This window comes from Oricola thermophila (assembly GCF_013358405.1).
GTDB classification, from domain to species: Bacteria; Pseudomonadota; Alphaproteobacteria; order Rhizobiales; family Rhizobiaceae; genus Oricola; species Oricola thermophila.
The window spans coordinates 2,518,417-2,542,682 of the sequence record NZ_CP054836.1 but is presented as its reverse complement, the minus strand read 5'-3'; the positions used below and the strand labels follow the sequence as shown (position 1 = coordinate 2,542,682).

Below are 24,266 nucleotides of genomic sequence, written 5' to 3'. Positions count from 1 at the left end.
AACGCTTGGGAAGTCGAGAAGCTTGGCCCCAAGCTGATTCGCGCATCCCGAAACTCGCGAATCAGCAGGCCAGATTTCACTGTTAAATCTTGGTATTGAGCATTATTTGGTCGGCGGCTCCCAAGAAATGGAAGCTCGGCCAAGCGTCAATTTGGAGGATAAATGATTAACCCGAATGGGTAGGATTTCATCGGCATAGACCAATCGGGCTATTCCTCTTCCCATTGATATGGTTTAGATTTTCTTCCCTAGGGGCATGTCTGGGAGTTAACCCTTGTTCAATTCAGGGTCGGGAGGGCCAGAATGTTCCAGAATGCTATTCTACCCAAAAACTTGTCCAACAGCATCTTTTCCACACCGGGCGGGCCCGCTCCGGCTGGCGGGTCGCGACGGATGCTTCTCATCATCGCACGCCAGGATACGATGTCCGATGCCCTGCATGCGGCGGTGGAGAGGGCATTTCCATGGCTCGATGTTCGGTTGATTCCCGAAGCCGCTCAGGCCCGGGAACTGGCGCAATCGAACACACAGCTGATTTTGATCGACCTGGCCTGTTACGCGGAATTTGCGAGCCTCGACGACGAGGCCCGGTTTCCGGATCCGGCATCCACGGTCGCTGTTATGGCGCCGATGCATCTTGATCCGGACGATTTCCTGGTGAGTCGTATCTTGTCGGGGGCGGTGAAGGGCATCCTGCCGACGGATGTGAATCTCGATATTTGGCTGTCGATTCTGCAGATCATGCTGAAGGGTGGCGAGTACATCCCGCCGAACCTGATTCGCAAGCTGCAGGGCGCTCATCACCGAGTGGCGGATTCCGCAAGCATCCAGGCCGATCTGGCGAGCGCGGCCAGGCCGGAAGCTGCACGGCGCATGTTGGAGAAGCTGACGACCAGGGAACAGGAAGTCCTGTGCATGGTGGCGCAGGGTTGCCAGAACAAGGTTATCGCGGCCGATCTGGAGTTGTCGGAGAACACGGTCAAGATACACATTCACAACATCATCAAGAAGCTCGGTGTTCACAACCGTACCGAGGCCGCGGCGCTCTTCTTTGCGAACGAGAAAACGCCGGGCGTGCAGGCGTGATCTGCCGATGGCTCAGGTCGTGAAGTCGGGGAAGCCAACATCTGCTGCGGCATCATCGGGCCGAGCCTTCGAAGACCCGGCTGCCGAATTGCAGCGCATACTGCTTCTCATAGGGCAGCTCAATTACACGTGGACAAATACGGAGAGTCTTCTGATCTACCTGATTGGGGGGCTGGCGCGTACGGACAAGGAAACCGCCATCATCATTTTCCTGACGCTGAACACGCCGCGCGCGCGAATCGATCTGGTCGAAAGACTTGCGAAGATGGAGAAGACTCCCAAGGATTGCAGGGATGCCGTCCTCGAAGTCAGCCGGAAGCTGACGCGGGAACTGCGTCTGCGCAACAAATACAATCACTGCATCTATTCCTTCGATCCGGAAAGCGGTCGCGGGGCGACGCAACTGATGCGGATAGTCGAAAGCCGGGATGCGGTGCGGTACGGCAAGGTCGAGCAGCTCGATGCCCGCGAAATCGACCGCATCAGCGACAGCATCGCGCAGCTTGTGGCGCTGAACAAGGCGATCTGGGCGATCATGCGCAAATACGGCTTCAAGAGCTGACCGCGCTTGTCGTAGGAGAGCATCAGGCTGGCGGGGCGGTCCCTTCCGCGAGATGCCGCGCGGCACCCTCGCGGATTTCCGGCAGGAGCGGGATGGCCCGTCGGGTCTTCAGGTTGAACTGCGCCGTCACGGCTTCCACGGTCGCCGCTGTCTCGCCGGTGTGCAGATTGCTCATCCGGTAGAAGGCGGTCAGCGATTTCGTGCCGATGCGTGTCACCTTGCCGTGGATGATGACGAGCGCCCCGGCATTCAGTTCGGCGAGAAACGAGGTTGTCAGTTTCACGTCTGCGAGGCCGATGCCTGAAGCGAGGTGTTCGGGCGTGAAACCGAGCATTGAGAACATGTGATAGGAGGCGTCATCGAACATCGCGGTGTAGTGACGAGTCGTCATGTGCCCCATTGCATCGCAGAGCCAGGGATGCACGACGCCGCGATAGCATTCGAATTCCATTTCCATTCCCCCATCTCCATGCCTGAAAAGGCTGTTGTCATTGGGAAATACTAGTCGCGGTCCCGGGAATTGGAACCGGGGTTGCGGGACAGGTCGGGATCCGTCCACGATCTCCCGATTGGCGGCATTGCGGCCGGAATGTTCGGCTGACCGCCTCTACAGGCCAGTCGTCTTCGCAAACTAGTAAATGCACTTACTTTTTGATTGACCGCATTCGCAAATCCGTGCTTATGGTACGTCGACTTATCAATCAAGTCTCGATGGAAGACCGGACGATGCGATGTCATCCCTGCGGTTTCCGTCTGCCTGCTGCGGGAGACCGGGAGCCGCTCGAAGAGCACCACTAGGACAGCCTGAACTTTTCCGCGGCCACCGGCAACGGCGGCTCGCAATGCCGTGCGTTGCTGCGTCGTCGCGCGGAAATGCCTGCGAAAGGCGATCCCTCCGGGGCCGCCCGAGCATCCGAAACAGGAGTAGAGAGGAAGATGCTGAAAAGGACACTCACTGCGGCCGTTGCGGCCGCACTGGTTATGATGGCGCCGCTGGCCTCGGCGCGCGATTTGAAGCTGGCCGACTTCCAGCCGCCGTCTCACTTCGTCGTGGAGGATGTCTACAAGCCTTTCGCGGAGGCGATCGAGACGGCTACCGGCGGCGAGATCACCGTGAGCATATTCATGGGCGGCGAACTCGGACCGGGCCCGGCCGAGCAGTACAACCGTGCGGTCGACGGCGTGGCTGATATCGCGTTCGGTCTGCCGGGCTATACGGCATCGATTTTCCCGAAGACCCTGCTGACCGAGCTTCCGGGCGTGATCTCTCCCGAAACGGGCACCGAGCGGATCATTGCCAATATCGACATGCTTTCCGACGAGTATCGCCGCGTGGTTCTGCTTGGCCTCTGGAACAATGCGCCGAACCTGCTTTTCACCGCGGAAAAGCCCGTGCGCACCATGGAAGACCTCAAGGGTCTGAAGATCCGCGTGCCTTCGCGGAATGCCGGGGTGGTCGTGGAGGCATGGGGTGGAACGCCGGTTTCCATGCCCGCCTCCGAGATCTACAATGCGATGCAGACCGGAGTGCTTGATGGTGCGTTGATCGATGCGACCGCGCTCACGGCATTCCGGTTGGCTGAAGTGACGAAATACGTCACCACGGGAATGGATACGACGATCTCGGAATTCTTCCTTCTGATGAATCGCGACAGCTTCCGCGATCTGTCTGATGAGCAGCAGAAGATCGTGCTGGATGCGGGACGTGAGGCTGCAATCCGGGGCGGCAAGGCCTGGGTGAGCAAGGCTGACAGCATCCTCGCGGATTTTGCATCCGACGAGGGCAAGGAGCACATTCAACTGTCGGCCGACGAAGTCGCGAAATTCAACGAGGCCTCGGCAGCGGCCGTGGAACGGATCGTCGAAGAAGCGGAGGCCAACGGCATCGAAGCCAGGGCCTATGTAGAAGCCCTTCGAAATGACTGACGAAGCCGCGGTGAAAAAGCCGCGCGGACTGGCCCATTCGACGACCGTCGGATGGGCCGTTCGCGTGTTGACGGTGCTGTCATCGGTCTCGCTAGTCTTGCTGCTCGTGGCAACCTTTGCCGGGGTCGTCATGCGCTATGTCTTCGGGACGCCGATTTTGGGCTCCAACGAGATCATCCAGCTTGTTTCGGTCGCGCTGGTTATGCTTGCGATGCCCGTGGCCGCGCAGCACGAGGACCATATCCGTGTTGACGTGATGGATGGCGTGATCGGCGCGTGGGGGAGATTCGTTGGCGACCTGCTTGCGCGCGCGATCGCTGCCTTCCTGCTCTATCGGCTTGCCTTGCGTGCCTGGGCCAAGCTGAAGGATGCGGCCGAGTTCGGCGATGCGACCAATATGCTCGCCATACCGCTGTGGCCTTTCTACGGGCTGATCGTGCTCGGGTCCGTCCTCTATGCAGTCGTGCTGGTCCTGCAATTCGTTGATGTTCTTCGAACCGGAGCGAACCGCAATGAGTGATTTTGCAATTGGGCTCTGCGGCATCGGCGCAATGTTCGTACTGATGATTTTGCGCATGCCCGTGGGCATGGCGATGCTTGCGGTAGGCTATTTCGGAACGGTGATCCTGAACGGAACCCGGTCTGCCAATGCGCTGCTGCTGACCGAGACCTTTTCATCGGCTTCCAATTATTCGCTCACGGTGATTCCTCTCTTCGTCCTGATGGGAAACATAGCCTCCGCGGCAGGCTTCAGCAGTCGGCTTTACGAGGCTGCCTTTGCCTGGGTTGGATGGTTGCGTGGGGGGCTGGCATCGGCATCGATTGTTGGCTGTGCCGCCTTCTCCGCCGTCAGCGGGTCGTCTGTGGCCACTGCTGTGACGATCGGGCGGGTCGCCCTGCCGGAGATGAAGCGTTTCGGCTATTCCGATGCATTGTCGACAGGTGCCGTGGCGGCAGGGGGGACGCTGGGTTTCCTAATCCCGCCCTCGACCGGTTTCGTGATCTACGCGATTCTGACCGAGGAGAGCATCGGGCAGCTTTTCATGGCAGGTATCCTGCCCGGCCTTCTGCTGACAGCATTCTTCATGGGGGCCATTGCGTTCGTGACTTTGCGCAACCCGGGTGCCGGGCCGCGTGGAGAATTCGTGCCGTTTGAAGAGCGGTTCAAGGCACTGCTCAGGGCAATGCCGTTGCTTCTGGTGATCGTGGTCTCGATCGGTGGCATCTATCTGGGGATATTCACTCCGGTAGAGGCCGCGGGCGTGGGAGCGGGAATGGTGGCCCTGATGGCCGGCATTTCCGGGAACATGAACCGGGAGCAGGCCGTGAAGGCCGTTTCCGACACAGTGCGCACCACGGCAATGCTCTATCTGATCATCATCGGCGCGAGCGTTCTCAATCCATTCCTTGCGCTTACCGAATTGCCAGCGACGCTCGGCGAAACCATGACCGCAGCGGGTTTCGGTCCGTACGGCCTGTTGTTCCTGATCGTGCTTGCCTATCTTGCTCTGGGCATGTTCATGGACGGTCTGGCAATGCTCGTCGTGACGATCCCCATCTTCTTTCCTATCGTCACTGCGGCCGGCTTCGATCCGATCTGGTTCGGCGTGATTGCCGTGATCGTTATCGAGATGGGCATGATCACGCCGCCCGTGGGGCTGAATGTCTTCGTGGTGAAGAGTGTTGCGGAAGATGTTTCAATGGGGACCATCTTCCGCGGCGTTCTGCCGTTCTGGTTCGCGATGGCGGCGTGCCTGCTGGTGATCGTGGTCTTTCCGCAGATCGCGCTGCTGATTCCGCAGGCGATGTTCCGCTAGTGCGGGTTCTTACTCCTCGAGAGCCGCTTCGGCGGCTTTCACCGCCTTGGCGGCGAGGGCGATGAACTGTTCGTATTCTTCGTCGTCGAGCCCTGCCAGTATCTCTTTCTGCATCTGTTCGACCATTGGCGATACCGCATCGAGGACGGCTTCGCCTTCCCTCGTGATGCTAAGTTCGCGCGCCCGTTTGTCGCGACTGCTGATGACCCTTTTCACGAGTCCCTTCTGTTCCAGCCGATCGGCTACTGCCCCCACGGTCGCACGGTCCTTGCCGATGGCTTGTGCAAGGCCTGCCTGGTCTATTCCCTCGCTGTGCCGAAGCGTATCGAGCGCAGCGAACTGAACCGGTGTGATATCGTATCCCGCGTCTCGCATCCGTTGCAGGAACAATTGCGTGGATACCTGGTGCAATCGCCGGATCAGGTGCCCCGGCATCCTCAAGCTTACTCTCAATGTACCCCTCCCACTCGGTGCCGGTCTCTCCGACAGATATGGACGAGTCAATATGCGAAGTTGATAGTTGAACATACTTGTTTGTTGACGAGCCACATCATCGATGCATATAATATGTACACTTATTAATTATGGCTTTCGGGAGGAAACAATGCAGTACCATCTGAACGGCTTCCGGCCGGGAGATCCGGAAGTCTCCGATGCTGCGCCCGGTCGTCCGGAAGATGGAATGCCGGAAATGCTGGATGTACTCATAGTCGGCGCCGGTCCGGCCGGTCTTGCGCTTGCGGCGCAGCTTGCAGCCTTTCCCGAGATCAGGACACGGATCGTGGAGCGCAAGCCCGGGCCGATGGAAAAGGGACAGGCCGACGGCATCTCCTGCAGGTCGATGGAAATGTTCAATGCCTTCGGCTTTGCCGAAAAGGTGATGAAGCAGGGCTACTGGGTCAACGAGACAACCTTCTGGAAACCCGACCCGAACAGGCCTGAGCACATTTCGCGCAATGGTCGCGTTCAGGACGTCGAGGACGGACTGTCCGAAATGCCGCATATCATCCTCAACCAGGCGCGTGTGCATGACATGTTCCTGGAAGTCATGCGCAATTCTCCATCACGCCTGGAACCCGACTATTCGATGCAGCTTGTCGGACTCGAAGTGGATCGGGCGGCCGGGGACTATCCTGTATTTGTAACACTCGAGCGCCTGGAACCCGGGCGGGAAGGGGAGCTTGTTGCGGTCCGGGCAAAATATGTGGTCGGCTGCGATGGTGCCCGCAGCAGGGTTCGAGCTGCGATCGGGCGCGAACTCGTTGGCGACTCGGCCAATCAGGCCTGGGGCGTTATGGACGTGCTTGCGATCACCGATTTCCCCGACATTCGATGCAAGACGCTGATCCAGTCGGCCGGGGAAGGCAACATCATCATCATTCCCCGCGAGGGTGGCTATCTGACACGCCTCTATATCGAGCTGGACAAGCTCGCCGAGGGCGAGAGGGTGGCGAACCGGAATATTACGGTCGATCGGCTGATCGCGGCGGCACAGCGCATATTTCGGCCTTATTCGATTGAGGTTCACGAGGTGGCATGGTGGTCTGTCTACGAGATCGGCCAGCGCCTGACCGACAAGTTCGACGATGTTCCGGAAGCAGACGCTGAATCGCTTTTGCCATGCGTATTCATCGCGGGCGATGCCTGTCACACCCATAGCCCGAAGGCGGGGCAGGGGATGAACGTGTCGATGGGTGACACTTTCAACCTTGGCTGGAAGCTTGTCTCGGTTCTGAAAGGGCGATGCCGACCGGAAATTCTTCACAGCTATTCCGCCGAGCGTCAGGCCGTCGCGCATGACCTGATTTCATTCGATCGGGAGTGGTCGCGCATCATGAGCGAGCCGCCGGAAATGGTTGGAGTAGAACCGGTCGAAACGCCGAGGTTCCAGCGTTACTTCGTCGAGCATGGACGCTACACGGCCGGCATGTCGGTGAAGTACAACCCCTCCGTGCTGACCGGGGATGCGACATGGCAGTCCCTGGCCACCGGTTTCGAAATCGGGACCCGGTTTCACTCGGCGCCGGTAGTCCGCCTTGCGGACGCAAAGGTCCTGGAGCTGGGCCATACGGTATCCGCGGATGCGCGTTGGCATCTTTACGTGTTCTGCCCCGATGAAGATCCTGCTGCGAATGGGGCCGCGATCGGACGCTTTTGCAACTACCTTTCCGATGCACCGAACTCGCCGGTGCGGAAATATACTCCCGCCGGCGCAGACATCGACTCCGTGATCGATGTGCGTGCGATATTCCAGCAGGACAGACACGATCTGGCGCTCGAGAAAATGCCCGCTCTCCTGCTGCCGCGAAAAGGACGGATGGGGCTCGTCGATTACGAGAAGATGTTCTGTCCCGACTTGAAAAGCGGGAGGGATATCTTTGATATTCGTAGAATTGACCGCAAGCGGGGATGCGTATTGATCGTGCGGCCCGATCAGTATGTGGCGCATGTTCTGCCCTTGGACGCCCATGACGAAATCGCCGCTTTCTTCGATCGCTTCATGGTACCGGTGCCCGGCGAGGAAGGCATCGTCGGCGCAACAGAGCCTGAGAGGGTTCCGGCCTAGGCTTTCCGGCTCGCCGAGCGTGATCGTTCTCCTGCGGTTCCTCGGCTGGGCCGCGGGACGTGTCCTGGTTTCCGGGCGCGCCCGGGGAAACGGGACTCGCGAGACAACTCGGCGCGGTGTGTTCGCATCTGTCATGTCTTGCCGAAATCCGCCATGGATGTATTGGAGCGGCAATGCCAATGTCCTCGGGCGAAGAAGGGGTGCGGCTTCCCGATGCGTGAACGATCGATCGATCTAGTAATTTTTGACTGCGATGGCGTCCTGATCGACAGCGAGGTCATCAGCGCGCGCATTCTGATCGAGCAGCTTGGCCGCGTAGGCGTGCATGTCGATTTCCCCTACGTGCAGAAACACTTCCTCGGCCGCTCCTGGACGAAAGTCGCCGCAGAGGTGCGGATCAACTACGGCCTTGATCTCGATTCCGATTTCGAGGAGCGTTATCGCGCGGATCTTCTGGCTGCGTTCGAGATGGAACTCAGCGCCGTTTCCGGTGTGAAGGAAGTCATCGACGCGCTGAACACCCGGTTTTGTGTCGCGACCAGTTCCAGCCCCAAGAGGGCGCGCCGTTCGCTCTACCTGTCTGGTCTGGAATCGCGATTCGGGGATCGCCTGTTCACGGCGTCGCAGGTTGCGAACGGAAAGCCGGCGCCCGATCTGTTCCTTCTTGCCGCCGAGGCCATGGGTGTTGCTCCGGATCGTTGCCTCGTTGTCGAGGACTCCATGCCCGGTGTTCTTGCGGCGCAGGCGGCAGGCATGGAGGTCTGGCGTTTCGTCGGTGGCAGTCATCTGGAAGGCGTTCCCCGCAACGAACTCGATAGGGACGGGGCCCTCACCATTTTTGACAAATGGGCACAATTCTTTGAAATGGCGCCGGAACTCAAAAACCCGAACAGGGCGGTGACGGCGACTCATGGCTAGCAGAAGCGAAAACGAAACCAGCCGTCTCGACGATGCGGCCCGCGCAGGCTGGCTATACTATGTTGCCGGGAACACCCAGGACGAGATCGCCCGCAAGCTCGGCGTTTCTCGTCAATCGGCCCAGCGACTGGTGTCGCTGGCCGTCAGCGAACGCCTGATCAAGGTGCGTCTGGATCACCCCATCGCCCACTGCATGGAACTGGGCAAGCGCCTCGTTGAAACCTTCGGGTTGAGGGATTGCGAGGTCGTGCCCAGCGACCCCGATGCGCCCTCCTCCATCGTCGGTATTGCCCAGGCAGGTGCCGCGGAGATGGAGCGTCATCTCAAATCGCAGCATCCAAAGATAATGGCCATAGGCACCGGACGTGCCCTGCGCGCCTGTGTCGAGCAGCTGCCTCCGCTCGACTGCCCGCAGCATTCCATCGTTTCGCTGCTTGGCAACATGATGTCGGACGGTTCGGCGACGGCTTACAACGTCGTCATACGCATGGCCGACCGCGTGAATGCGAAACACTACCCCATGCCGCTGCCGGTCTATGCCCGTTCTGTCGAGGAGAAGAAACTTCTCCATAACCAGGAGCCCGTTCACAACATTCTCGAGCTTGCACGACAGGCCGATGTCACCTTTGTCGGTATCGGCAACATGGACATGAATGCCCCGCTGCTCGTCGACGGTTTCCTGAGCCGCGATGATATTCGTGCCTTCAACCGTGCCGGCGCCGTCGGGGAAATCACAAGCTGGGTATATGACGGCGAAGGCAGGATCATCGAGGGGCTGATCAATGATCGCGTCAACAGTGCGCCCCTGGTTGTTGATCCACCGAATCCGGTTGTCGGTATCGCGGCGGGAGAGGCGAAGGTCGGTGCCATTCGTGGTGCCATGAAGGGGCGGCTGATCAACAGCCTGATCACGAACGAGTACACTGCAGAGCAATTGCTCAAGTGACGGGCGATTGCTCGATATTGTTAAGTCTCTGTTTTAGATGACATATTTCCGGATTGTGGCGTTTTGGGTGCTGGCTTCTTTGCCCGGAGCCTTGACTCTTGTCTTGCGTGATGTGAGTATCTGCTCGTTATTATAGCAAATGCCCATCGTCGGCATTGGGAGGAAATCATGAAAATCTTAGTCCGCGCCCTTTTGGGTGCGTCTGCCCTGTCGCTTGCGGTTACCGGGGTCTCCGCGGAAACGCTGACCATCGCCACCGTCAACAACGGCGACATGATCCGCATGCAGAAACTCACCGACGATTTCACGTCCAAGAATCCGGGCATCGACCTCGAATGGGTGACCCTCGAGGAAAACGTTCTGCGTCAGCGAGTCACCACGGATGTCGCCACCAAGGGTGGCCAGTACGACGTCATGACCATTGGCACCTACGAGGTCCCGATCTGGGGAAAGCAGGGATGGCTGGTTTCGCTTAATGACTTGCCGGCGGAATATGATGTTGACGACCTGCTGCCGGCCATCCGGGGCGGTTTGACCGTGGACGGCGAACTCTATGCGGCGCCGTTCTACGGCGAATCCTCCATGGTGATGTACCGTACCGATCTGATGGAAGCGGCCGGCCTGGAAATGCCGGAAGCCCCGACCTGGGACTTCATCAAGGAAGCCGCGGCGGCGATGACCGACAAGGACAACGAGGTTTACGGAATTTGCCTGCGCGGCAAGGCCGGCTGGGGCGAGAACATGGCCTTCCTGACGGCCATGTCCAACTCCTTCGGTGCCAAGTGGTTCGACATGGACTGGAAGCCGCAGTTCGACCAGCAGCCCTGGAAGGACACGCTGACCTTCTATCTTGACCTGATGAACAACTACGGCCCGCCCGGTGCCTCGAACAACGGTTTCAACGAGAACCTTGCTCTGTTCCAGACCGGCAAGTGCGGCATGTGGATCGATGCGACGGTCGCCGCGTCCTTCGTGACCAATCCGGATGATTCCACCGTGGCCGACAAGGTCGGCTTCGCCCTCGCGCCCGACAACGGGCTTGGCAAGCGCGGCAACTGGCTCTGGGCCTGGAGCCTCGCGATCCCCGCCGGTTCGCAGAAGGTCGATGCGGCCAAGGCGTTCATCGCCTGGGCGACCTCGAAGGACTATCTCGCTCTCGTCGCCGAAAACGAGGGCTGGGCCAACGTGCCGCCCGGAACCCGTACTTCGCTCTACGAGAACCCGGAATATGCCAAGGTGCCGTTCGCCAAGATGACACTCGAGTCGATCAATGCGGCCGACCCGACCAATCCTGCGGTCGATCCGGTTCCGTATACCGGTGTGCAGTTCGTTGCCATTCCTGAGTTCCAGGGCATTGCGACGGCCATCGGCCAGCAGTTTTCAGCCGCGCTCGCGGGCACTGTTTCGGCCGATCAGGCGCTTCAGAGTGCACAGCAACTCGCCGAGCGCGAGATGATGAAGGCCGGCTACGTCAAGTAACGGCCTCCTCCCGGCAGAGGCCGGTGGTTCGTCCGCCGGCCTCCGTCGTTCCTGATTCCTTTGGTTCGCATCGATAGGGGAGGCTGCAATGGCTACCCAGCATTCACGTTTCGCGGGTCGGTTGATGATTTCACCCGCAGTGATCCTCCTGCTCGGCTGGATGATCATTCCCCTGTCGATGACCATCTATTTCTCGTTGCTGCGATACAACCTGCTGATGCCCGGCATGGAGGAGTGGACCGGTTTTACCAACTACCGCTACTTCCTGACCGATCCCGCTTTCTTCGCGGCGCTGACCAATACGCTGCTCCTTGTTGGTGGTGTCCTGTTGATCACGGTGATCGGCGGCACCGCGCTCGCCGTCCTGCTTGACCAACCGATCTGGGGGCAGGGGATAGTTCGCATCCTCGTCATTGCACCGTTCTTCGTTATGCCGACCGTTTCGGCCCTTGTCTGGAAGAACATGTTCATGAACCCGGTGAACGGCCTTTTCGCCTATCTGGCCAAGGCCGTCGGTCTTCAGCCCTTCGATTTCCTGTCCCACGCACCGCTCCTTTCCATCATCCTGATCGTGGCATGGCAATGGCTGCCCTTCGCAACGCTCATTCTCCTGACCGCGATGCAGTCGCTCGACCAGGAACAGCTGGAGGCTGCGGAGATGGACGGCGCCGGCGTCGTCAGCCGTTTCATTCATATCGTCATGCCCCACCTGACCCGTGCGATCACCGTGGTGATCCTGATCCAGACCATCTTCCTGCTGTCCGTCTTTGCCGAAATCCTCGTCACCACCAATGGCGGCCCCGGCTATGCGTCAACGAACATCACCTATCTCGTCTACGCCCAGTCGCTGCTTCAGTTCGATGTCGGCGGCGGCTCGGCCGGTGGCATCGTTGCCGTCATCCTGGCCAACATTGTCGCGATCTTCCTGATGAGGATGATCGGAAAGAATCTGGAGGCTTAGGAGCAATCATGTCGCGCGCAGTCTCCCCCCGCCGGAAAGCCTTTTTCACGGCCATTGCCTGGCTGATCGGCTTCCTGATCTTTTTTCCGATCCTCTGGACGATCCTGACCGGGTTCAAGACAGAGGCCGAGGCGATCGCATCGCCTCCGTCCTTCCTGTTCTTCGACTGGACGACCGAAAACTACGCCGAGGTCCAGGAGCGGTCGAACTATTTCCGCCATTTCATGAACTCGGTCGTCATCTCCCTCGGTTCCACGGTACTCGGTCTTCTGATCGCCATCCCGGCAGCATGGTCGATGGCCTTCGTGCCCGGCAAGCGCACCAAGGACGTGCTCCTGTGGATGCTGTCCACGAAGATGCTGCCGCCGGTGGGCGTGCTGATCCCGATCTATCTGATCTTCCGCGATACCGGATTGCTGGATACCCGCTTCGGTCTCGTCATCGTGATGACATTGATCAACCTGCCGATCATCATCTGGATGCTCTACACCTACTTCAAGGAAATCCCCGGAGAGATCCTCGAGGCGGCGCGAATGGACGGCGCGACGCTGTGGTCCGAGATCATCCATGTGCTGACACCTATGGCCGTGCCAGGCATTGCCTCCACGCTTTTGCTCAATGTCATCCTGGCGTGGAACGAGGCATTCTGGACGCTCAACCTCACGGCTGCCAAGGCTGCTCCGCTCACCGCCTTCATCGCCAGCTATTCCAGCCCGGAAGGCCTCTTCTACGCAAAGCTTTCGGCAGCATCGACCATGGCGATTGCGCCGATCCTCATCCTCGGCTGGTTCAGCCAGAAACAACTGGTCCGCGGCCTGACCTTTGGCGCGGTGAAATAGGGGAACGAACTCATGGGAAGCATCACGCTCAAGCAGGTTACCAAGAGCTTCGGATCGACCCAGGTCATTCCGCCACTTGATCTGCAGATAGAGGACGGCGAGTTCGTGGTCTTCGTGGGACCGTCGGGTTGCGGCAAGTCCACATTGCTACGCCTGATCGCGGGGCTGGAGGACGTCACCTCGGGCGTTATCGAGATCGATGGCGTCGACGCGACATCGAAGCCGCCTGCCAAGCGCGGCCTTGCGATGGTATTCCAATCCTACGCGCTCTATCCGCACATGTCGGTGAAGAAGAACATTGCCTTTCCTCTCCGCATGGCGGGTATCGATCCCGACGAGATCGAACGCAAGATCGCTGCGGCGGCCAGTGTCCTCAATCTGACTGATTATCTTGATCGCCGGCCCGGCCAGCTGTCGGGCGGCCAGCGCCAGCGCGTCGCCATCGGCCGCGCCATCGTGCGCGAACCGGAAGCCTTCCTGTTCGACGAACCCCTGTCGAACCTCGATGCTTCGTTGCGCGTCAACATGCGCCTCGAAATATCGGAACTGCACCAGAGCCTGAAAACGACGATGGTCTATGTCACCCATGATCAGGTCGAGGCGATGACCATGGCCGACAAGATCGTCGTGTTGCATGCCGGGGTGATCGAGCAGGTCGGCTCGCCGCTGGACCTCTACCGCAATCCCCGCAACCTGTTTGTAGCCGGGTTCATCGGTTCGCCGAGGATGAACTTCATCGAGGGACCTGAAGCCGGCAAGCAGGGCGCCGCCACGATTGGCGTTCGGCCCGAGCATATCGCGCTGTCGACCACCGAGGGGATGTGGAAGGGCAAGGTCGGCGTCTCCGAGCATCTCGGCTCCGACACATTTCTGCACGTCCATACCGATGCCGGAACAATGACGGTGCGGGCCGATGGCGAAGTCGGCTTGCATCATGGCGACACGGTCTGGCTGACGCCGCAAGACGGCCGCGTTCACCGTTTCGACGAAAACGGCATGGCAATGCAATGAAGCGGCTGGAAGGCAAGTCGGCACTGATAACTGGCGCGGCGCGTGGCATTGGCAGGGCATTTGCCGAAGCCTATGTGCGCGAGGGCGCGCGGGTGGCCGTGGCCGACATCGATATTGTCCGGGCACGCGAGACGGCGGCGGAAATCGGCTATACCGCGATTGCGGTGGAAATGGACGTCACCAGCCAGGAAAGCATAGACGCCGCCATTGCCGAGACGGTTGGCCGTTTCGGCGCGATCGATATTCTTGTCAACAACGCGGCGGTTTTCACGGCGGCGCCGATTGTAGAGATCGACCGCGAGGATTGCCGTCGTGTTTTCGACATCAATTTCGGGGGAACCTTGTTCACCCTGCAGGCCGTGGCCCGTCACATGATTGCGCGCGGCGGCGGAAAGATCATCAACATGGCCAGCCAGGCCGGTCGCCGCGGTGAACCGCTTGTTGCGGTCTATTGTGCGACGAAAGCGGCAGTCATCAGTCTGACCCAGTCTGCCGGCCTCGACCTGATCCGGTACGGCATCAACGTGAATGCCATCGCTCCTGGCGTTGTCGACGGTGAGCATTGGGATGGCGTGGACGCGTTTTTTGCCAAGTACGAGAACAAGGCGCCGGGCCAGAAGAAAAAGGAAGTCGGTGAGGCTGTTCCCTTCGGGCGCATGGGACGTGCCGAGGATCTCACCGGCATGGCGGTTTTCCTGGCCTCGGACGAAGCGAACTACATCGTCGCCCAGACCTACAATGTCGACGGCGGCAACTGGATGAGTTGATCCCATGACTATCAAGTTATCTCTGGCCGCTATGCGGTCTCTGCCTGCGCGGGTAGCGAAGCCATCCTACGGGCGTGCGGATCTTTCCGCCGGTATCGTGCACATTGGAGTAGGCAACTTCCACCGCGCTCACCAGGCCATGTATCTCCATCGGCTTTTCGAGTCGGGCCGCGATCGTGATTGGGCTATCGTTGGGGCGGGCGTGAAGTCCTATGACGCGTCGATGCGCGACCGGCTGAAGGAGCAGGACTGGCTGACGACGGTGGTGGAGCTGGACCCCGAGGGATTTTCAGCGACGGTGTGCGGTTCGATGGTCGATTTCGCCGAAGTCGATCCGGCTGTCCTGATCGAAACCATGGCCCGGCCTGAGATACGTATAGTCTCGTTGACGGTGACGGAGGGTGGGTACTATGTCGATGCGAAGACTGGCGGGTTCGACGCATCGCATCCGGAAATCGTTGCGGACCGCGACAATCCCGACGACCCGAAAACGGTATTCGGCATTCTGATCGCCGCGTTGCTGAGGCGAAGAGCGGCCGGCGTTCCACCCTTCACCGTGATGTCCTGCGACAATCTCCCGGAAAACGGTCATGTCGCACGCAACGCCGTTCTGGGGCTTGCTCAAGGTCGGCCCGACGACACGCATGACTGGATCGCCGACAATGTCGCATTTCCCTGCGGCATGGTCGATTGCATAACGCCTGCAACCGGCCGGCGTGAAATCGCTCTCGTGGCAGAGAAATTCGATATCGAGGATGCCGCTCCCGTCATTTGCGAACCGTTTCGTCAATGGGTGCTGGAAGACAATTTCCCGCAGGGGCGTCCGGCCTTGGAGACCGTTGGTGTCGAATTCGTGGATGATGTGGCGCCATACGAACTGATGAAGTTGCGTATTCTCAACGGTGGGCACGCGACCATCGCCTATCCTGCCGGCCTGCTCGGCATCCATTTCGTGCACGAAGCGATGCGCAACCCTCTGGTGACCGGCTTTCTCGAAAAGCTGGAATTTACCGAGATCATACCGACCGTGCCGGATATCCCGGGAACCAGTCGCGAAGCCTACTACGAGAAGATCGTCGAGCGTTTTTCCAACGAGGCGGTCGGCGACACGATTCCGCGGCTTTGTCTCGACGGTTCCAACCGGCAGCCAAAATTCATCCTGCCGACGATAACAGCGCGACTGGACGCTGGTCAGCCGGTCGACGGACTCGCGCTGGAGGTTGCGCTATGGTGCCGCTATTGTGCGGGTACGGACGAGAGCGGCAACGTCATCACTGTCGAGGACATCGCGGCGGGGCGGCTGAAACGGAATGCGCTCGCCGCGCGCACCGATCCTTCCGCTTGGTTGTCCATGCATGACATTTTCGGCGACCTGGGCCGGCATCCGGTTTTTGCCGCTGCTTTCGCCAGTGCGTTGAGTTCGCTCTGGAAGGATGGTGTCGGGGCGACGCTGGCGGCCTATATCGGGTAACCGCTGGGCCCCGAAAGGGCGATTGTCCGCTGTTTGCTCGTTTGCGGGTTGCAGTGTTGCGGCCGGCGTCCGGAACGCCTGGGAACCGCCCGCCGCTCGCATCCGCAGATACAAATTTGTCCGCACTTGATTAGGCGCAAAGCCGTACCTAGCTCGTAGCTGCCAAAATGGGATGCTTCAGTCATCCGCCGGAAATCCGACGCTTTTGACTTTTCTTTTCGAAGGGAGTTGATCGATGCGGATTGCTCAAATTTCTCCGTTGTATGAAAGTGTGCCGCCATCACTCTATGGCGGAACCGAGCGTGTCGTTTCCACGCTGGCCGATACGCTGGTGGAACTTGGTCACGATGTGACACTCTTTGCCAGCGGCGACTCCAGGACAAAGGCCCGGCTCGTGGCTTGCCGCGACAAGGCGCTGCGCCTCGACCCGGCACGATCGTGGGACCTGCCTGCACATTTGGCCATGATGGAAGACGTGCGGTCGCGGATCGACAGTTTCGATATCCTGCATTTCCATACGGATTGCTTTCAGATGCTCCTGTTCGAGGACGTGGCTGCGCGCACCGTCACCACCATGCATGGCCGTCTCGACATGAAGGATCTGACGCCGTTCCTCGCGACGCATCGGCGGTTTCCTCTGGTTTCTGTTTCCGACAGCCAGCGGACGCCGTGCCGGTTCGCCAACTTCGTGGCGACGATTCCGCATGGCATGAAGCGGGACGTCATTCGTCCGGTGGAATCGCCATCAGATGACTATGTGGCCTTCCTGGGACGCATTTCGCCCGAGAAGGGCCCCGACATTGCCATCGACATCGCCCGGCGCGCGGGTTGGAAGATCCGGATCGCGGCCAAGGTCGATACGCTCGATCGCGGTTTCTACACTGAAACGGTGGAGCCCCTGATCAAGCAGGGCCATGTCGAGTTCATCGGCGAGATCGGCGATTCCCAGAAGAGCGAGTTCCTTGGCAATGCGCGTGCCGTGCTGTTCCCGATACAGTGGCCGGAGCCGTTCGGCCTGGTCATGATTGAGGCCATGGCGGCGGGCACGCCGGTGATTGCTTGGCCGAACGGGTCGGTGCCCGAGGTGATCGAGGACGGCGTGACCGGATTTCATGTGACCAGCGTCGATGACGCGGTCGCCGCAATTTCCCGGTCTGCCGAACTCGATCGTGCAAGGATACGCCGTACCTTTGAGCGCAGGTTTTCCGATCTTGCAATGGCGAAGGCTTATGTCGAAGTCTATGAACAGCTTCTCGCGAAGGCGAGAAATCGCGGGAAAACGAGTGTTCGCTCGTCGGGCATGCCTGCGCCGCATGTTGCTGCCGACGTCGTCAAGACCGACCGCGCGAACGGAAAGAACACCACCTGACACGGTGGTGCCGGTTCCCTTGAAATGGAGCGTGAGCCGCACGACGGCTCACGCGGAGCTCATCGCGAGGACGCTTGCATGACTTCCAATTTGCAACGCTCGAAGACCACGCAGTTGCATGGCGGCTACGATGGCTCGGAGCCACCGCTTGCGCCACCGCTCGATGCCAGCCCGCGCATCCTTAAGCATGGCGACATGTTCGCGCTGCTCAACGCGCATGGCGATGTCGAGCCGACGGACCTGATGGGTGCGGGCATATATATGCGCGACACGCGGCGCCTGTCGCGCATGCGCCTGACGCTGGCCGGCGAGGCGCTCCTTCTGCTCAGTTCCCACGTGACCCTCGAGACGGGAGCGCTGATTGCCGATCTCGCCAACCCCGACATTTGGCGCGACGGCGACAAGATCCTGCCGCGCGACACGTTGCATGTCTACCGCACCAAGTATCTCTGGGAAGGCAGCTGTCACGAGCGCATAGCCGTCCGCAGTTTCGACCTGAACGCTATCGAGACCGATCTCGATCTCTCCTTCGATGTCGATTTCGCCGACATCTTCGAGGCGCGCGGTTATGAGCGCGCGCAGAGGGGTGATGTCGCCGTTTCGGTGGAAGGCGGCGACACCGTCACCTTCACCTATGCCAGCGCCGACGGCGAGCGCCGCGTGACGCGGCTGCGTTTCTGGCCGAGGCCGACGGAGATCGCCGAGCGGCGGGCGCGGTGGCGGCTGGACCTGCCGGCCCGCGGATCCCGGACGGTTTTCGTCGACCTGCAATGCGATCCGCAGGCGGAGGCCAAGGTGCCGCCGCGCCGCTTCTTCAGCCAGATGCGGCATGCCTGCCGTTCCATCATGGCGCAGACGCACCGCGGCGCGCAGGTGGAGACCAGCGACGAGCTGGTCAACCAGGTCTTCAGCCGTTCGCGCGCCGACATCACGATGCTGACCACCGAGACGGCGCAGGGCGCGTATCCCTTCGCCGGCGTCCCCTGGTTTTCGACGCCCTTCGGCCGTGACGGGATCATCACCGCATGGCTGATGCTGTGGGCCGATCCGCATATCGCGCGCGGCGTGCTGCGCTATCTCGCCGCCGCCCAGGCATCGTCCGACGATCCCGCGAGCGATGCCGAGCCGGGCAAGATCCTGCACGAATCCCGCGACGGCGAGCTGGCCAATCTCGGGCTTGTTCCGTTCAGGCGCTATTACGGTTCCGTCGACTCGACGCCGCTCTTCGTCGCGCTTGCCGGCGCCTACTGGCGGCGCACCGGCAATGCCGATGTCATCCACGAGATCTGGCCGGCGGTCAGCCGCGCCCTCGACTGGATCGAGAGGGACGGCGACCGCGACCGCGACGGCTTCGTGGAATATTTCCGCCGCCGTCCCGATGGCCTCGTGAACCAGGGCTGGAAGGACAGCAGCGACTCGACGTTCCACGCGGACGGTCGGCTGGCCGAGGGACCGATCGCATTGGTGGAGGTGCAGGGCTACGTGTATGACGCGCTTCGGTCCGGTTCCGTGCTCGCCCGGATAATGGGCGAGCATGAGCGGGCCGATCGCCTGGCAAGCCGGGCGAACGAGCTTCTCGAACGCATCGACCGCGCATTCTGGCAGGACGAAATGGGCTTCTATGCCATGGCGCTCGACGGGGAGAAACGTCCCTGCGCGGTGCGCGGCTCCAATGTCGGCCACCTCCTGTTTTCCGGTGCGGCACGGCCGGCCCGCGTGGGCGAGGTGGTCCGCGCGATGATGTCGCCCACCTTCTTTTCCGGCTATGGCATCCGCACGGTGGCGACGACGGAGGCCCGCTACAATCCGATGAGCTACCACAACGGCTCGGTCTGGCCGCACGACACGGCGCTCGCTGCGCTGGGCATGGCACGATACGGGCATACCGATGATGCAGCGCGCCTGTTCGGGGCCATCCTCGATGCGGCCTCCACCATGGACCTTCAGCGTCTGCCCGAGCTGTTCTGCGGTTTCCGGCGTCGGCGCGGTGTCGCGCCGACACTCTACCCGGTCGCCTGCTCGCCGCAGGCATGGGCGGCAGCCGCGCCCTTCGGCATGCTTGCTGCCTCGCTCGGCCTCGAAGTGGATGCGAGGGCGCGCACCGTACGCCTGACACGACCGCATCTGCCGGAACGGCTGGAGCGTGTCATGGTTCGCCGGATCCCGGTCGGGGACGGCACCGCCGACATATACATCACGCGGGCCGCCGGATCGGTCGCGATAGATGTGCCGCACAGGTCCAGGGGGGTGGAGATAGATGTGAAGATGTAGGATCGCGGGGCACCCGGAGTGCCTCGTTCGCCCGCAGCTGGCTGCTGGCGGGCCATTCTCCGTCCGGGATGGGTGGCCATGCGCGCATCGGGTGAATGCGCATAATCCGAAACCGTGATCGGTCCTGCCATCACCCGGCAGCCGTCTCGCGAAGGACAGGGACGATGAACAACAAGACGCAGTTCAATTTCTGGTACTGGATCGCAGCCTTCATTGCGCTGGCGCTGTTCCAGTACTTCTACACCACGGCGACCCAGGTTGCGCAGATACCCTACAGCGAGTTCCAGGCTTATCTGGAAGAGGGCAAGATCGCCGAGGTTGCCGTGTCCGACCGCTACATCCAGGGGCGGTTCAAGGAAGAGCAGGACGGCAAGCCGATGTTCTTCACCACGCGGGTGGAGCCCGAGTTCGCGGCAGACTTGCGCAAGCACGATGTCGTCGTGACCGGCCAGGTCGAGAGCACCTTCCTGCGCGATCTGCTTTCCTGGATCGTCCCGATCGTGATTTTCGTCGGCATCTGGATGTTCATGCTCAAGCGCATGGGCGGGGCCGGCGGCGGGCTTATGCAGATCGGCAAGTCCAAGGCCAAGGTCTATGTGGAGTCCGATACCGGCGTGACATTCGAGGATGTCGCGGGCGTTGACGAGGCCAAGGACGAGTTGAAGGAAATCGTCGATTTCCTGAAAAATCCGACCGATTACAGCAGGCTGGGCGGCCGCATGCCCAAGGGCGTGCTGCTTGTCGGTCCTCCCGGCACGGGCAAGACGCTGCTTGCCAAGGCGGTGGCGGGCGAGGCCGGCGTGCCCTTCTTCTCCATCTCCGGTTCGGAATTCGTTGAGATGTTCGTCGGCGTCGGGGCAGCGCGTGTGCGCGACCTGTTCGAGCAGGCGCGGTCGCGTGCGCCCGCGATCATCTTCATCGACGAGCTCGATGCGCTCGGCCGCGCGCGCGGGATCGGGCCGCTGTCCGGCGGCCATGACGAGAAGGAGCAGACGCTCAACCAGTTGCTGGTCGAGCTGGACGGGTTCGACTCGTCCGCCGGTCTCGTGCTCCTGGCGGCCACCAACAGGCCGGAAATCCTCGATCCGGCCTTGCTCAGGGCAGGGCGTTTCGACCGGCAGGTGCTCGTCGATCGTCCGGACAGGACTGGTCGTGTCGCGATCCTGAACGTGCATCTCAGGAAGGTGAAGCTTGCCGCGAATGTCGACCCGGAAAAGGTCGCCGCTCTCACGCCCGGCTTCACCGGCGCCGATCTCGCCAACCTGGTCAACGAGGCGGCGCTGCTGGCCACGCGTCGCGGTGGCGATGCAGTGACCATGGAGGATTTCAACAACGCGGTCGAGCGTATCGTCGCCGGGCTGGAGAAGCGCAACCGGCTGCTGAATCCCAGGGAGCGTGAGATCGTGGCCCATCACGAGATGGGCCATGCTTTGGTCGCCATGTCACTTCCGGGCGTGGATACGGTTCACAAGGTATCCATCATACCGCGTGGCATCGGGGCACTCGGCTACACCATTCAGCGACCGACGGAAGACAGGTTCCTGATGACGCGCAAGGAACTCGAGAACAAGATGGCCGTTCTCCTGGGCGGGCGAGCCGCGGAGTGGATCGTTTACGGCCATCTTTCCACGGGCGCTGCGGACGACCTTGTGAAGGTCACGGACATCGCCCGCGCGATCGTCACGCGCTACGGCATGACCGAAAGGCTTGGTCACGTGGCGCTGGAGAAGGAGCAGCGTTCGCATCTGGGCACGGACCAGCCCTATTACGGCGTCCGGGACCGCGACTATTCGGACGAGACTGCCGCGGCCATTGATGAGGAGGTGCGGCGCATCGTCGATGAAACCTTCGACCGCACGGTCGCCATACTGGAATCCCGGCGCGAGGCTCTGGAAGCGTCGGCCAGGTTGTTGCTCGAAAACGAAACGCTGGGCGAGGCCGACTTGCGGCAGTTTCTTCCCGAACGCGAGGCCGCCTGAACCGGCGGCCGGCTGCGCGTGTCAGGCCGGAAGCTCCGTCCATTTCCCGTTCGCCTTCGAGGAATTCACGCACGCCTCGATGAAGCGCATTCCGTCCAGGCCGTCATGCACGGTGGGAAACAGCAGTTCGCCGGGCACCTTGCCGTTCTCTGCCCGCATTGCACGGATGGCTGCAGCCGCCTCGGAATAGATGTTGGCGAAGCCTTCCAGGTATCCCTCCGGGTGTCCTCCCGGAATCCGGGTCACGCGCGCGGCGGCCTCGTTGGCGCCGGTCCCGCCGCGGGTGATGAGCCGTTTCGGCTGACCGAGCGGAGTGAACCACAACCGGTTCGGGTCCTCCTGCGCCCATTCGATACCGCCTTTCGTGCCGTACACCCTGAGTTTCAGGCCGTTTTCGTTGCCCGGGGAAACCTGGCTGGCCCACAGCATCCCCTTCGCGGCCGGTGCCCCGCCCTCCGGCCTGAAACGCAGCATGACATGGGCATTGTCGTCCAGCAGGCGTCCCGGGACGAATGTGTCGAGATCGGCGGAAAGTCGGTCTGTTTTCAGCATGGTCACGAAAGTGGCGAGGTTCCATGCATGCGTGCCGATGTCTCCGATGCAGCCGCCGGCGCCGGAGCGTTCGGGATCGGTACGCCATGCCGCCTGTTTCTGGCCCTCGCGCTCGATGGGTTCGGCCAGCCAGTCCTGCGGATATTCGACCTGCACCACGCGGATGTTGCCGAGTTCCCCGGCTTCCACCATGGAGCGGGCCTGGCGGATCATGGGATATCCGGTGTAGTTGTGGGTCAGGACGAAGAGCTTTCCGGATTTCTCGACGAGGTCGACCAGCTTGCGGGCGTCGTCGAGGGTGGATGTCAGTGGCTTGTCGCAAATGACGTGGATGCCCGCTTCCAGAAACGCCTTGGCCACGGGGTAGTGCATGTTGTTCGGGGTCACGACGGAAACGGCCTCGATGCCGTCCGGGCGATCCGCTTCCGCCCTCGCCATTTCCTCGAACGACCCATAGCAGCGGTCGGGTGAGAGACCGAGTTCGGCGCCCGATGCCCTCGCGCGGTCGGGATCGGATGACAATGCCCCCGCAACAAGCTGGAAGTGACCGTCGAGACGTGCGGCGTAGCGGTGGACAGCGCCGATGAATGCGCCCTGTCCGCCACCGACCATCCCGAGTCTGATCGGCCCGGCGTGATTTTCTGTATTTGACGCGCTGACCATGCCTGCTCCTACGAGATTCCCATCATCTTGCGGATCGTGTCACGGTCCGTGTCGCCGCCGGCGAAGTCGTCGAAGGCGGTTTCGGTGACGCGAATGATGTGATTCTTGATGAACGGCGCGCCTTCTGCTGCGCCGTCTTCCGGGTGCTTCAGGCAGCATTCCCATTCCAGAACCGCCCAGCTGTCATAGTCGTATTGCGCCAGCCTGGAGAAGATGCCGCCGAAATCGACCTGGCCGTCTCCGAGCGACCGGAAGCGTCCGGCCCGGTTCGTCCAGTCCTGGTAGCCGGAATAGACGCCTTGCCGGCCTGTCGGATTGAATTCCGCATCCTTGACGTGAAACGCGGAAATCCGCTCGTGGTAGATGTCGATGAACGCGAGGTAATCGAGCTGCTGGAGCACGAAGTGCGACGGGTCATAGTTGATCGTGCATCTGGGATGGCCGCCGAGCCGTTCGAGGAACATCTCGAACGTTATGCCGTCGAACACGTCCTCGCCGGGATGGATCTCGTAGCCGATGTCGACGCCGTTGTCCTCGTAGATGTCGAGGATCGGCTTCCACCGCCGCGCCAACTCGCCGAACGCCTCCTCGACGAGGCCGGCCGGGCGTTGCGGCCACGGGTACAGATAGGGGAAGGCGAGTGCGCCGGTAAACGACACCGTGACATCGAGCCCCATGTTTCGTGATGCCTTGGCTGCCAGCATGACCTGTTCGACCGCCCATTCCTGGCGTGCCTTGGGATTGTTGTGCACCTCCGGTGGTGCGAAGCCGTCGAATTGCTCGTCATAGGCCGGGTGTACGGCCACGAGCTGGCCCTGCAGATGCGTGGAGAGTTCCGTAACCGCGACGCCGGCCTCTGCCGCGATGCCGTTGACCTCGTCGGCATAGGTTTTCGATTCCGCCGCCTTGCGCAGGTCGAACAGGCGCGTGTCCCAGGTCGGTATCTGGATTCCCTCGTATCCAAGTCCTGCGGCCCATTTCGCGATCGACGGCAGGCTGTTGAACGGTTCGCTGTCGCCTGCGAACTGCGCAAGGAAGATGCCGGCACCCTTCATCGTTTTTGCCATGAATGCTGTCTCCGTC

General features: G+C 61.0%; 21 protein-coding genes. 17 read left to right on the top strand and 4 right to left on the bottom strand.

The window, feature by feature from the left end:
* The first annotated feature begins 393 nt into the window (after positions 1-393).
* Both HTY61_RS12265 and HTY61_RS12260 read left to right on the top strand, forming a co-directional pair.
* Positions 394-1,086: a helix-turn-helix transcriptional regulator gene (locus tag HTY61_RS12265; RefSeq protein ID WP_175277067.1), complete on the top strand. Its 693-nt coding sequence runs from the start codon at positions 394-396 to the stop codon at positions 1,084-1,086.
* A gap of 97 nt (positions 1,087-1,183) precedes the next feature.
* A complete protein-coding gene (locus HTY61_RS12260) occupies positions 1,184-1,648 on the top strand; it encodes a hypothetical protein (protein ID WP_246273040.1) in 465 nt (154 codons plus the stop codon).
* Positions 1,649-1,670: 22 nt separating this feature from the next.
* On the opposite strand, the gene HTY61_RS12255 is transcribed toward HTY61_RS12260, so the two are convergent.
* The gene (locus HTY61_RS12255; RefSeq protein ID WP_175277065.1) at positions 1,671-2,105 is read right to left on the bottom strand and encodes an acyl-CoA thioesterase; all 435 of its coding nucleotides are present in this window, start codon (positions 2,103-2,105) and stop codon (positions 1,671-1,673) included.
* Between the two features lie 479 nt (positions 2,106-2,584).
* On the opposite strand from HTY61_RS12255, the gene HTY61_RS12250 reads away from it, so the two are divergent.
* Genes HTY61_RS12250 through HTY61_RS12240 form a run of 3 tightly spaced genes read left to right on the top strand, consistent with a single transcriptional unit; the run spans position 2,585 to position 5,391 of the window.
* Entirely contained in the window at positions 2,585-3,574 is a 990-nt protein-coding gene (locus HTY61_RS12250; protein ID WP_175277064.1) for a TRAP transporter substrate-binding protein, read from the top strand.
* Entirely contained in the window at positions 3,567-4,094 is a 528-nt protein-coding gene (locus HTY61_RS12245; RefSeq protein ID WP_175277063.1) for a TRAP transporter small permease, read from the top strand. The genes HTY61_RS12250 and HTY61_RS12245 overlap by 8 nt, the downstream gene beginning before the upstream one ends.
* On the top strand, positions 4,087-5,391 hold the full coding sequence (locus HTY61_RS12240) for a TRAP transporter large permease (RefSeq protein WP_175277062.1): 1,305 nt from the start codon (positions 4,087-4,089) through the stop codon (positions 5,389-5,391). Before HTY61_RS12245 ends, HTY61_RS12240 begins: the two co-directional genes overlap by 8 nt.
* Positions 5,392-5,400: 9 nt before the next feature.
* Here the strand turns inward: HTY61_RS12240 and HTY61_RS12235 are convergent, their stop codons facing one another.
* Positions 5,401-5,844, bottom strand: coding sequence for a MarR family winged helix-turn-helix transcriptional regulator (locus tag HTY61_RS12235; protein ID WP_246272793.1), 444 nt, complete (start codon positions 5,842-5,844; stop codon positions 5,401-5,403).
* Between the two features lie 151 nt (positions 5,845-5,995).
* Here HTY61_RS12235 and HTY61_RS12230 point away from each other — a divergent pair, with 151 nt between their 5' ends.
* The 12 genes from HTY61_RS12230 to ftsH all read left to right on the top strand — a co-directional run bounded on the left by HTY61_RS12230 (position 5,996) and on the right by ftsH (position 21,968).
* Positions 5,996-7,957, top strand: a complete 1,962-nt coding sequence (locus HTY61_RS12230) for an FAD-binding monooxygenase (protein ID WP_175277061.1) — start codon at positions 5,996-5,998, stop codon at positions 7,955-7,957.
* Between the two features lie 213 nt (positions 7,958-8,170).
* Positions 8,171-8,875 carry an HAD family hydrolase gene (locus HTY61_RS12225; RefSeq protein WP_175277060.1) on the top strand — a complete coding sequence of 235 codons (705 nt, stop codon included), beginning with the start codon at positions 8,171-8,173 and terminating at the stop codon, positions 8,873-8,875.
* Positions 8,868-9,821 (top strand): sugar-binding transcriptional regulator, encoded by a 954-nt coding sequence (locus tag HTY61_RS12220; RefSeq protein ID WP_175277059.1) that lies wholly within the window; start codon positions 8,868-8,870, stop codon positions 9,819-9,821. Before HTY61_RS12225 ends, HTY61_RS12220 begins: the two co-directional genes overlap by 8 nt.
* 168 nt (positions 9,822-9,989) lie before the next feature.
* A complete protein-coding gene (locus HTY61_RS12215) occupies positions 9,990-11,300 on the top strand; it encodes an ABC transporter substrate-binding protein (protein ID WP_175277058.1) in 1,311 nt (436 codons plus the stop codon).
* An 88-nt stretch (positions 11,301-11,388) separates the two neighbouring features.
* Entirely contained in the window at positions 11,389-12,261 is an 873-nt protein-coding gene (locus HTY61_RS12210; RefSeq protein WP_175277057.1) for a carbohydrate ABC transporter permease, read from the top strand.
* Positions 12,262-12,269: 8 nt separating this feature from the next.
* Positions 12,270-13,100 carry a carbohydrate ABC transporter permease gene (locus HTY61_RS12205; RefSeq protein WP_175277056.1) on the top strand — a complete coding sequence of 277 codons (831 nt, stop codon included), beginning with the start codon at positions 12,270-12,272 and terminating at the stop codon, positions 13,098-13,100.
* Positions 13,101-13,112: 12 nt separating this feature from the next.
* Positions 13,113-14,111, top strand: coding sequence for an ABC transporter ATP-binding protein (locus HTY61_RS12200; RefSeq protein ID WP_175277055.1), 999 nt, complete (start codon positions 13,113-13,115; stop codon positions 14,109-14,111).
* Positions 14,108-14,878: an L-iditol 2-dehydrogenase gene (locus HTY61_RS12195; protein WP_175277054.1), complete on the top strand. Its 771-nt coding sequence runs from the start codon at positions 14,108-14,110 to the stop codon at positions 14,876-14,878. The genes HTY61_RS12200 and HTY61_RS12195 overlap by 4 nt, the downstream gene beginning before the upstream one ends.
* A 4-nt stretch (positions 14,879-14,882) precedes the next feature.
* Entirely contained in the window at positions 14,883-16,349 is a 1,467-nt protein-coding gene (locus HTY61_RS12190; protein WP_175277053.1) for a mannitol dehydrogenase family protein, read from the top strand.
* A gap of 235 nt (positions 16,350-16,584) precedes the next feature.
* Positions 16,585-17,718 carry a glycosyltransferase family 4 protein gene (locus HTY61_RS12185; protein ID WP_175277052.1) on the top strand — a complete coding sequence of 378 codons (1,134 nt, stop codon included), beginning with the start codon at positions 16,585-16,587 and terminating at the stop codon, positions 17,716-17,718.
* Positions 17,719-17,796: 78 nt separating this feature from the next.
* The gene (locus HTY61_RS12180) at positions 17,797-19,989 is read left to right on the top strand and encodes an amylo-alpha-1,6-glucosidase (protein ID WP_175277051.1); all 2,193 of its coding nucleotides are present in this window, start codon (positions 17,797-17,799) and stop codon (positions 19,987-19,989) included.
* Between the two features lie 164 nt (positions 19,990-20,153).
* On the top strand, positions 20,154-21,968 hold the full coding sequence (ftsH, locus tag HTY61_RS12175; protein ID WP_175277050.1) for an ATP-dependent zinc metalloprotease FtsH: 1,815 nt from the start codon (positions 20,154-20,156) through the stop codon (positions 21,966-21,968).
* 21 nt (positions 21,969-21,989) lie between these two features.
* Here ftsH and HTY61_RS12170 read toward each other — a convergent pair whose 3' ends face one another.
* Both HTY61_RS12170 and HTY61_RS12165 read right to left on the bottom strand, forming a co-directional pair.
* Positions 21,990-23,183 (bottom strand): Gfo/Idh/MocA family protein, encoded by a 1,194-nt coding sequence (locus tag HTY61_RS12170; protein ID WP_175277049.1) that lies wholly within the window; start codon positions 23,181-23,183, stop codon positions 21,990-21,992.
* Between the two features lie 8 nt (positions 23,184-23,191).
* Positions 23,192-24,250: a sugar phosphate isomerase/epimerase family protein gene (locus tag HTY61_RS12165; RefSeq protein WP_175277048.1), complete on the bottom strand. Its 1,059-nt coding sequence runs from the start codon at positions 24,248-24,250 to the stop codon at positions 23,192-23,194.
* Positions 24,251-24,266 lie beyond the last annotated feature (16 nt).

Coding starts and splice junctions, on each gene's coding strand:
- HTY61_RS12265 (WP_175277067.1), top strand. CDS start 394: ATGCTTCTCATCATCGCACGCCAGGATACGATGTCCGATGCCCTGCAT.
- HTY61_RS12255 (WP_175277065.1), bottom strand. CDS start 2,105: ATGGAAATGGAATTCGAATGCTATCGCGGCGTCGTGCATCCCTGGCTC.
- HTY61_RS12250 (WP_175277064.1), top strand. CDS start 2,585: ATGCTGAAAAGGACACTCACTGCGGCCGTTGCGGCCGCACTGGTTATG.
- HTY61_RS12245 (WP_175277063.1), top strand. CDS start 3,567: ATGACTGACGAAGCCGCGGTGAAAAAGCCGCGCGGACTGGCCCATTCG.
- HTY61_RS12240 (WP_175277062.1), top strand. CDS start 4,087: ATGAGTGATTTTGCAATTGGGCTCTGCGGCATCGGCGCAATGTTCGTA.
- HTY61_RS12230 (WP_175277061.1), top strand. CDS start 5,996: ATGCAGTACCATCTGAACGGCTTCCGGCCGGGAGATCCGGAAGTCTCC.
- HTY61_RS12225 (WP_175277060.1), top strand. CDS start 8,171: ATGCGTGAACGATCGATCGATCTAGTAATTTTTGACTGCGATGGCGTC.
- HTY61_RS12220 (WP_175277059.1), top strand. CDS start 8,868: ATGGCTAGCAGAAGCGAAAACGAAACCAGCCGTCTCGACGATGCGGCC.
- HTY61_RS12215 (WP_175277058.1), top strand. CDS start 9,990: ATGAAAATCTTAGTCCGCGCCCTTTTGGGTGCGTCTGCCCTGTCGCTT.
- HTY61_RS12210 (WP_175277057.1), top strand. CDS start 11,389: ATGGCTACCCAGCATTCACGTTTCGCGGGTCGGTTGATGATTTCACCC.
- HTY61_RS12205 (WP_175277056.1), top strand. CDS start 12,270: ATGTCGCGCGCAGTCTCCCCCCGCCGGAAAGCCTTTTTCACGGCCATT.
- HTY61_RS12200 (WP_175277055.1), top strand. CDS start 13,113: ATGGGAAGCATCACGCTCAAGCAGGTTACCAAGAGCTTCGGATCGACC.
- HTY61_RS12195 (WP_175277054.1), top strand. CDS start 14,108: ATGAAGCGGCTGGAAGGCAAGTCGGCACTGATAACTGGCGCGGCGCGT.
- HTY61_RS12190 (WP_175277053.1), top strand. CDS start 14,883: ATGACTATCAAGTTATCTCTGGCCGCTATGCGGTCTCTGCCTGCGCGG.
- HTY61_RS12185 (WP_175277052.1), top strand. CDS start 16,585: ATGCGGATTGCTCAAATTTCTCCGTTGTATGAAAGTGTGCCGCCATCA.
- HTY61_RS12180 (WP_175277051.1), top strand. CDS start 17,797: ATGACTTCCAATTTGCAACGCTCGAAGACCACGCAGTTGCATGGCGGC.
- ftsH (WP_175277050.1), top strand. CDS start 20,154: ATGAACAACAAGACGCAGTTCAATTTCTGGTACTGGATCGCAGCCTTC.
- HTY61_RS12170 (WP_175277049.1), bottom strand. CDS start 23,183: ATGGTCAGCGCGTCAAATACAGAAAATCACGCCGGGCCGATCAGACTC.
- HTY61_RS12165 (WP_175277048.1), bottom strand. CDS start 24,250: ATGGCAAAAACGATGAAGGGTGCCGGCATCTTCCTTGCGCAGTTCGCA.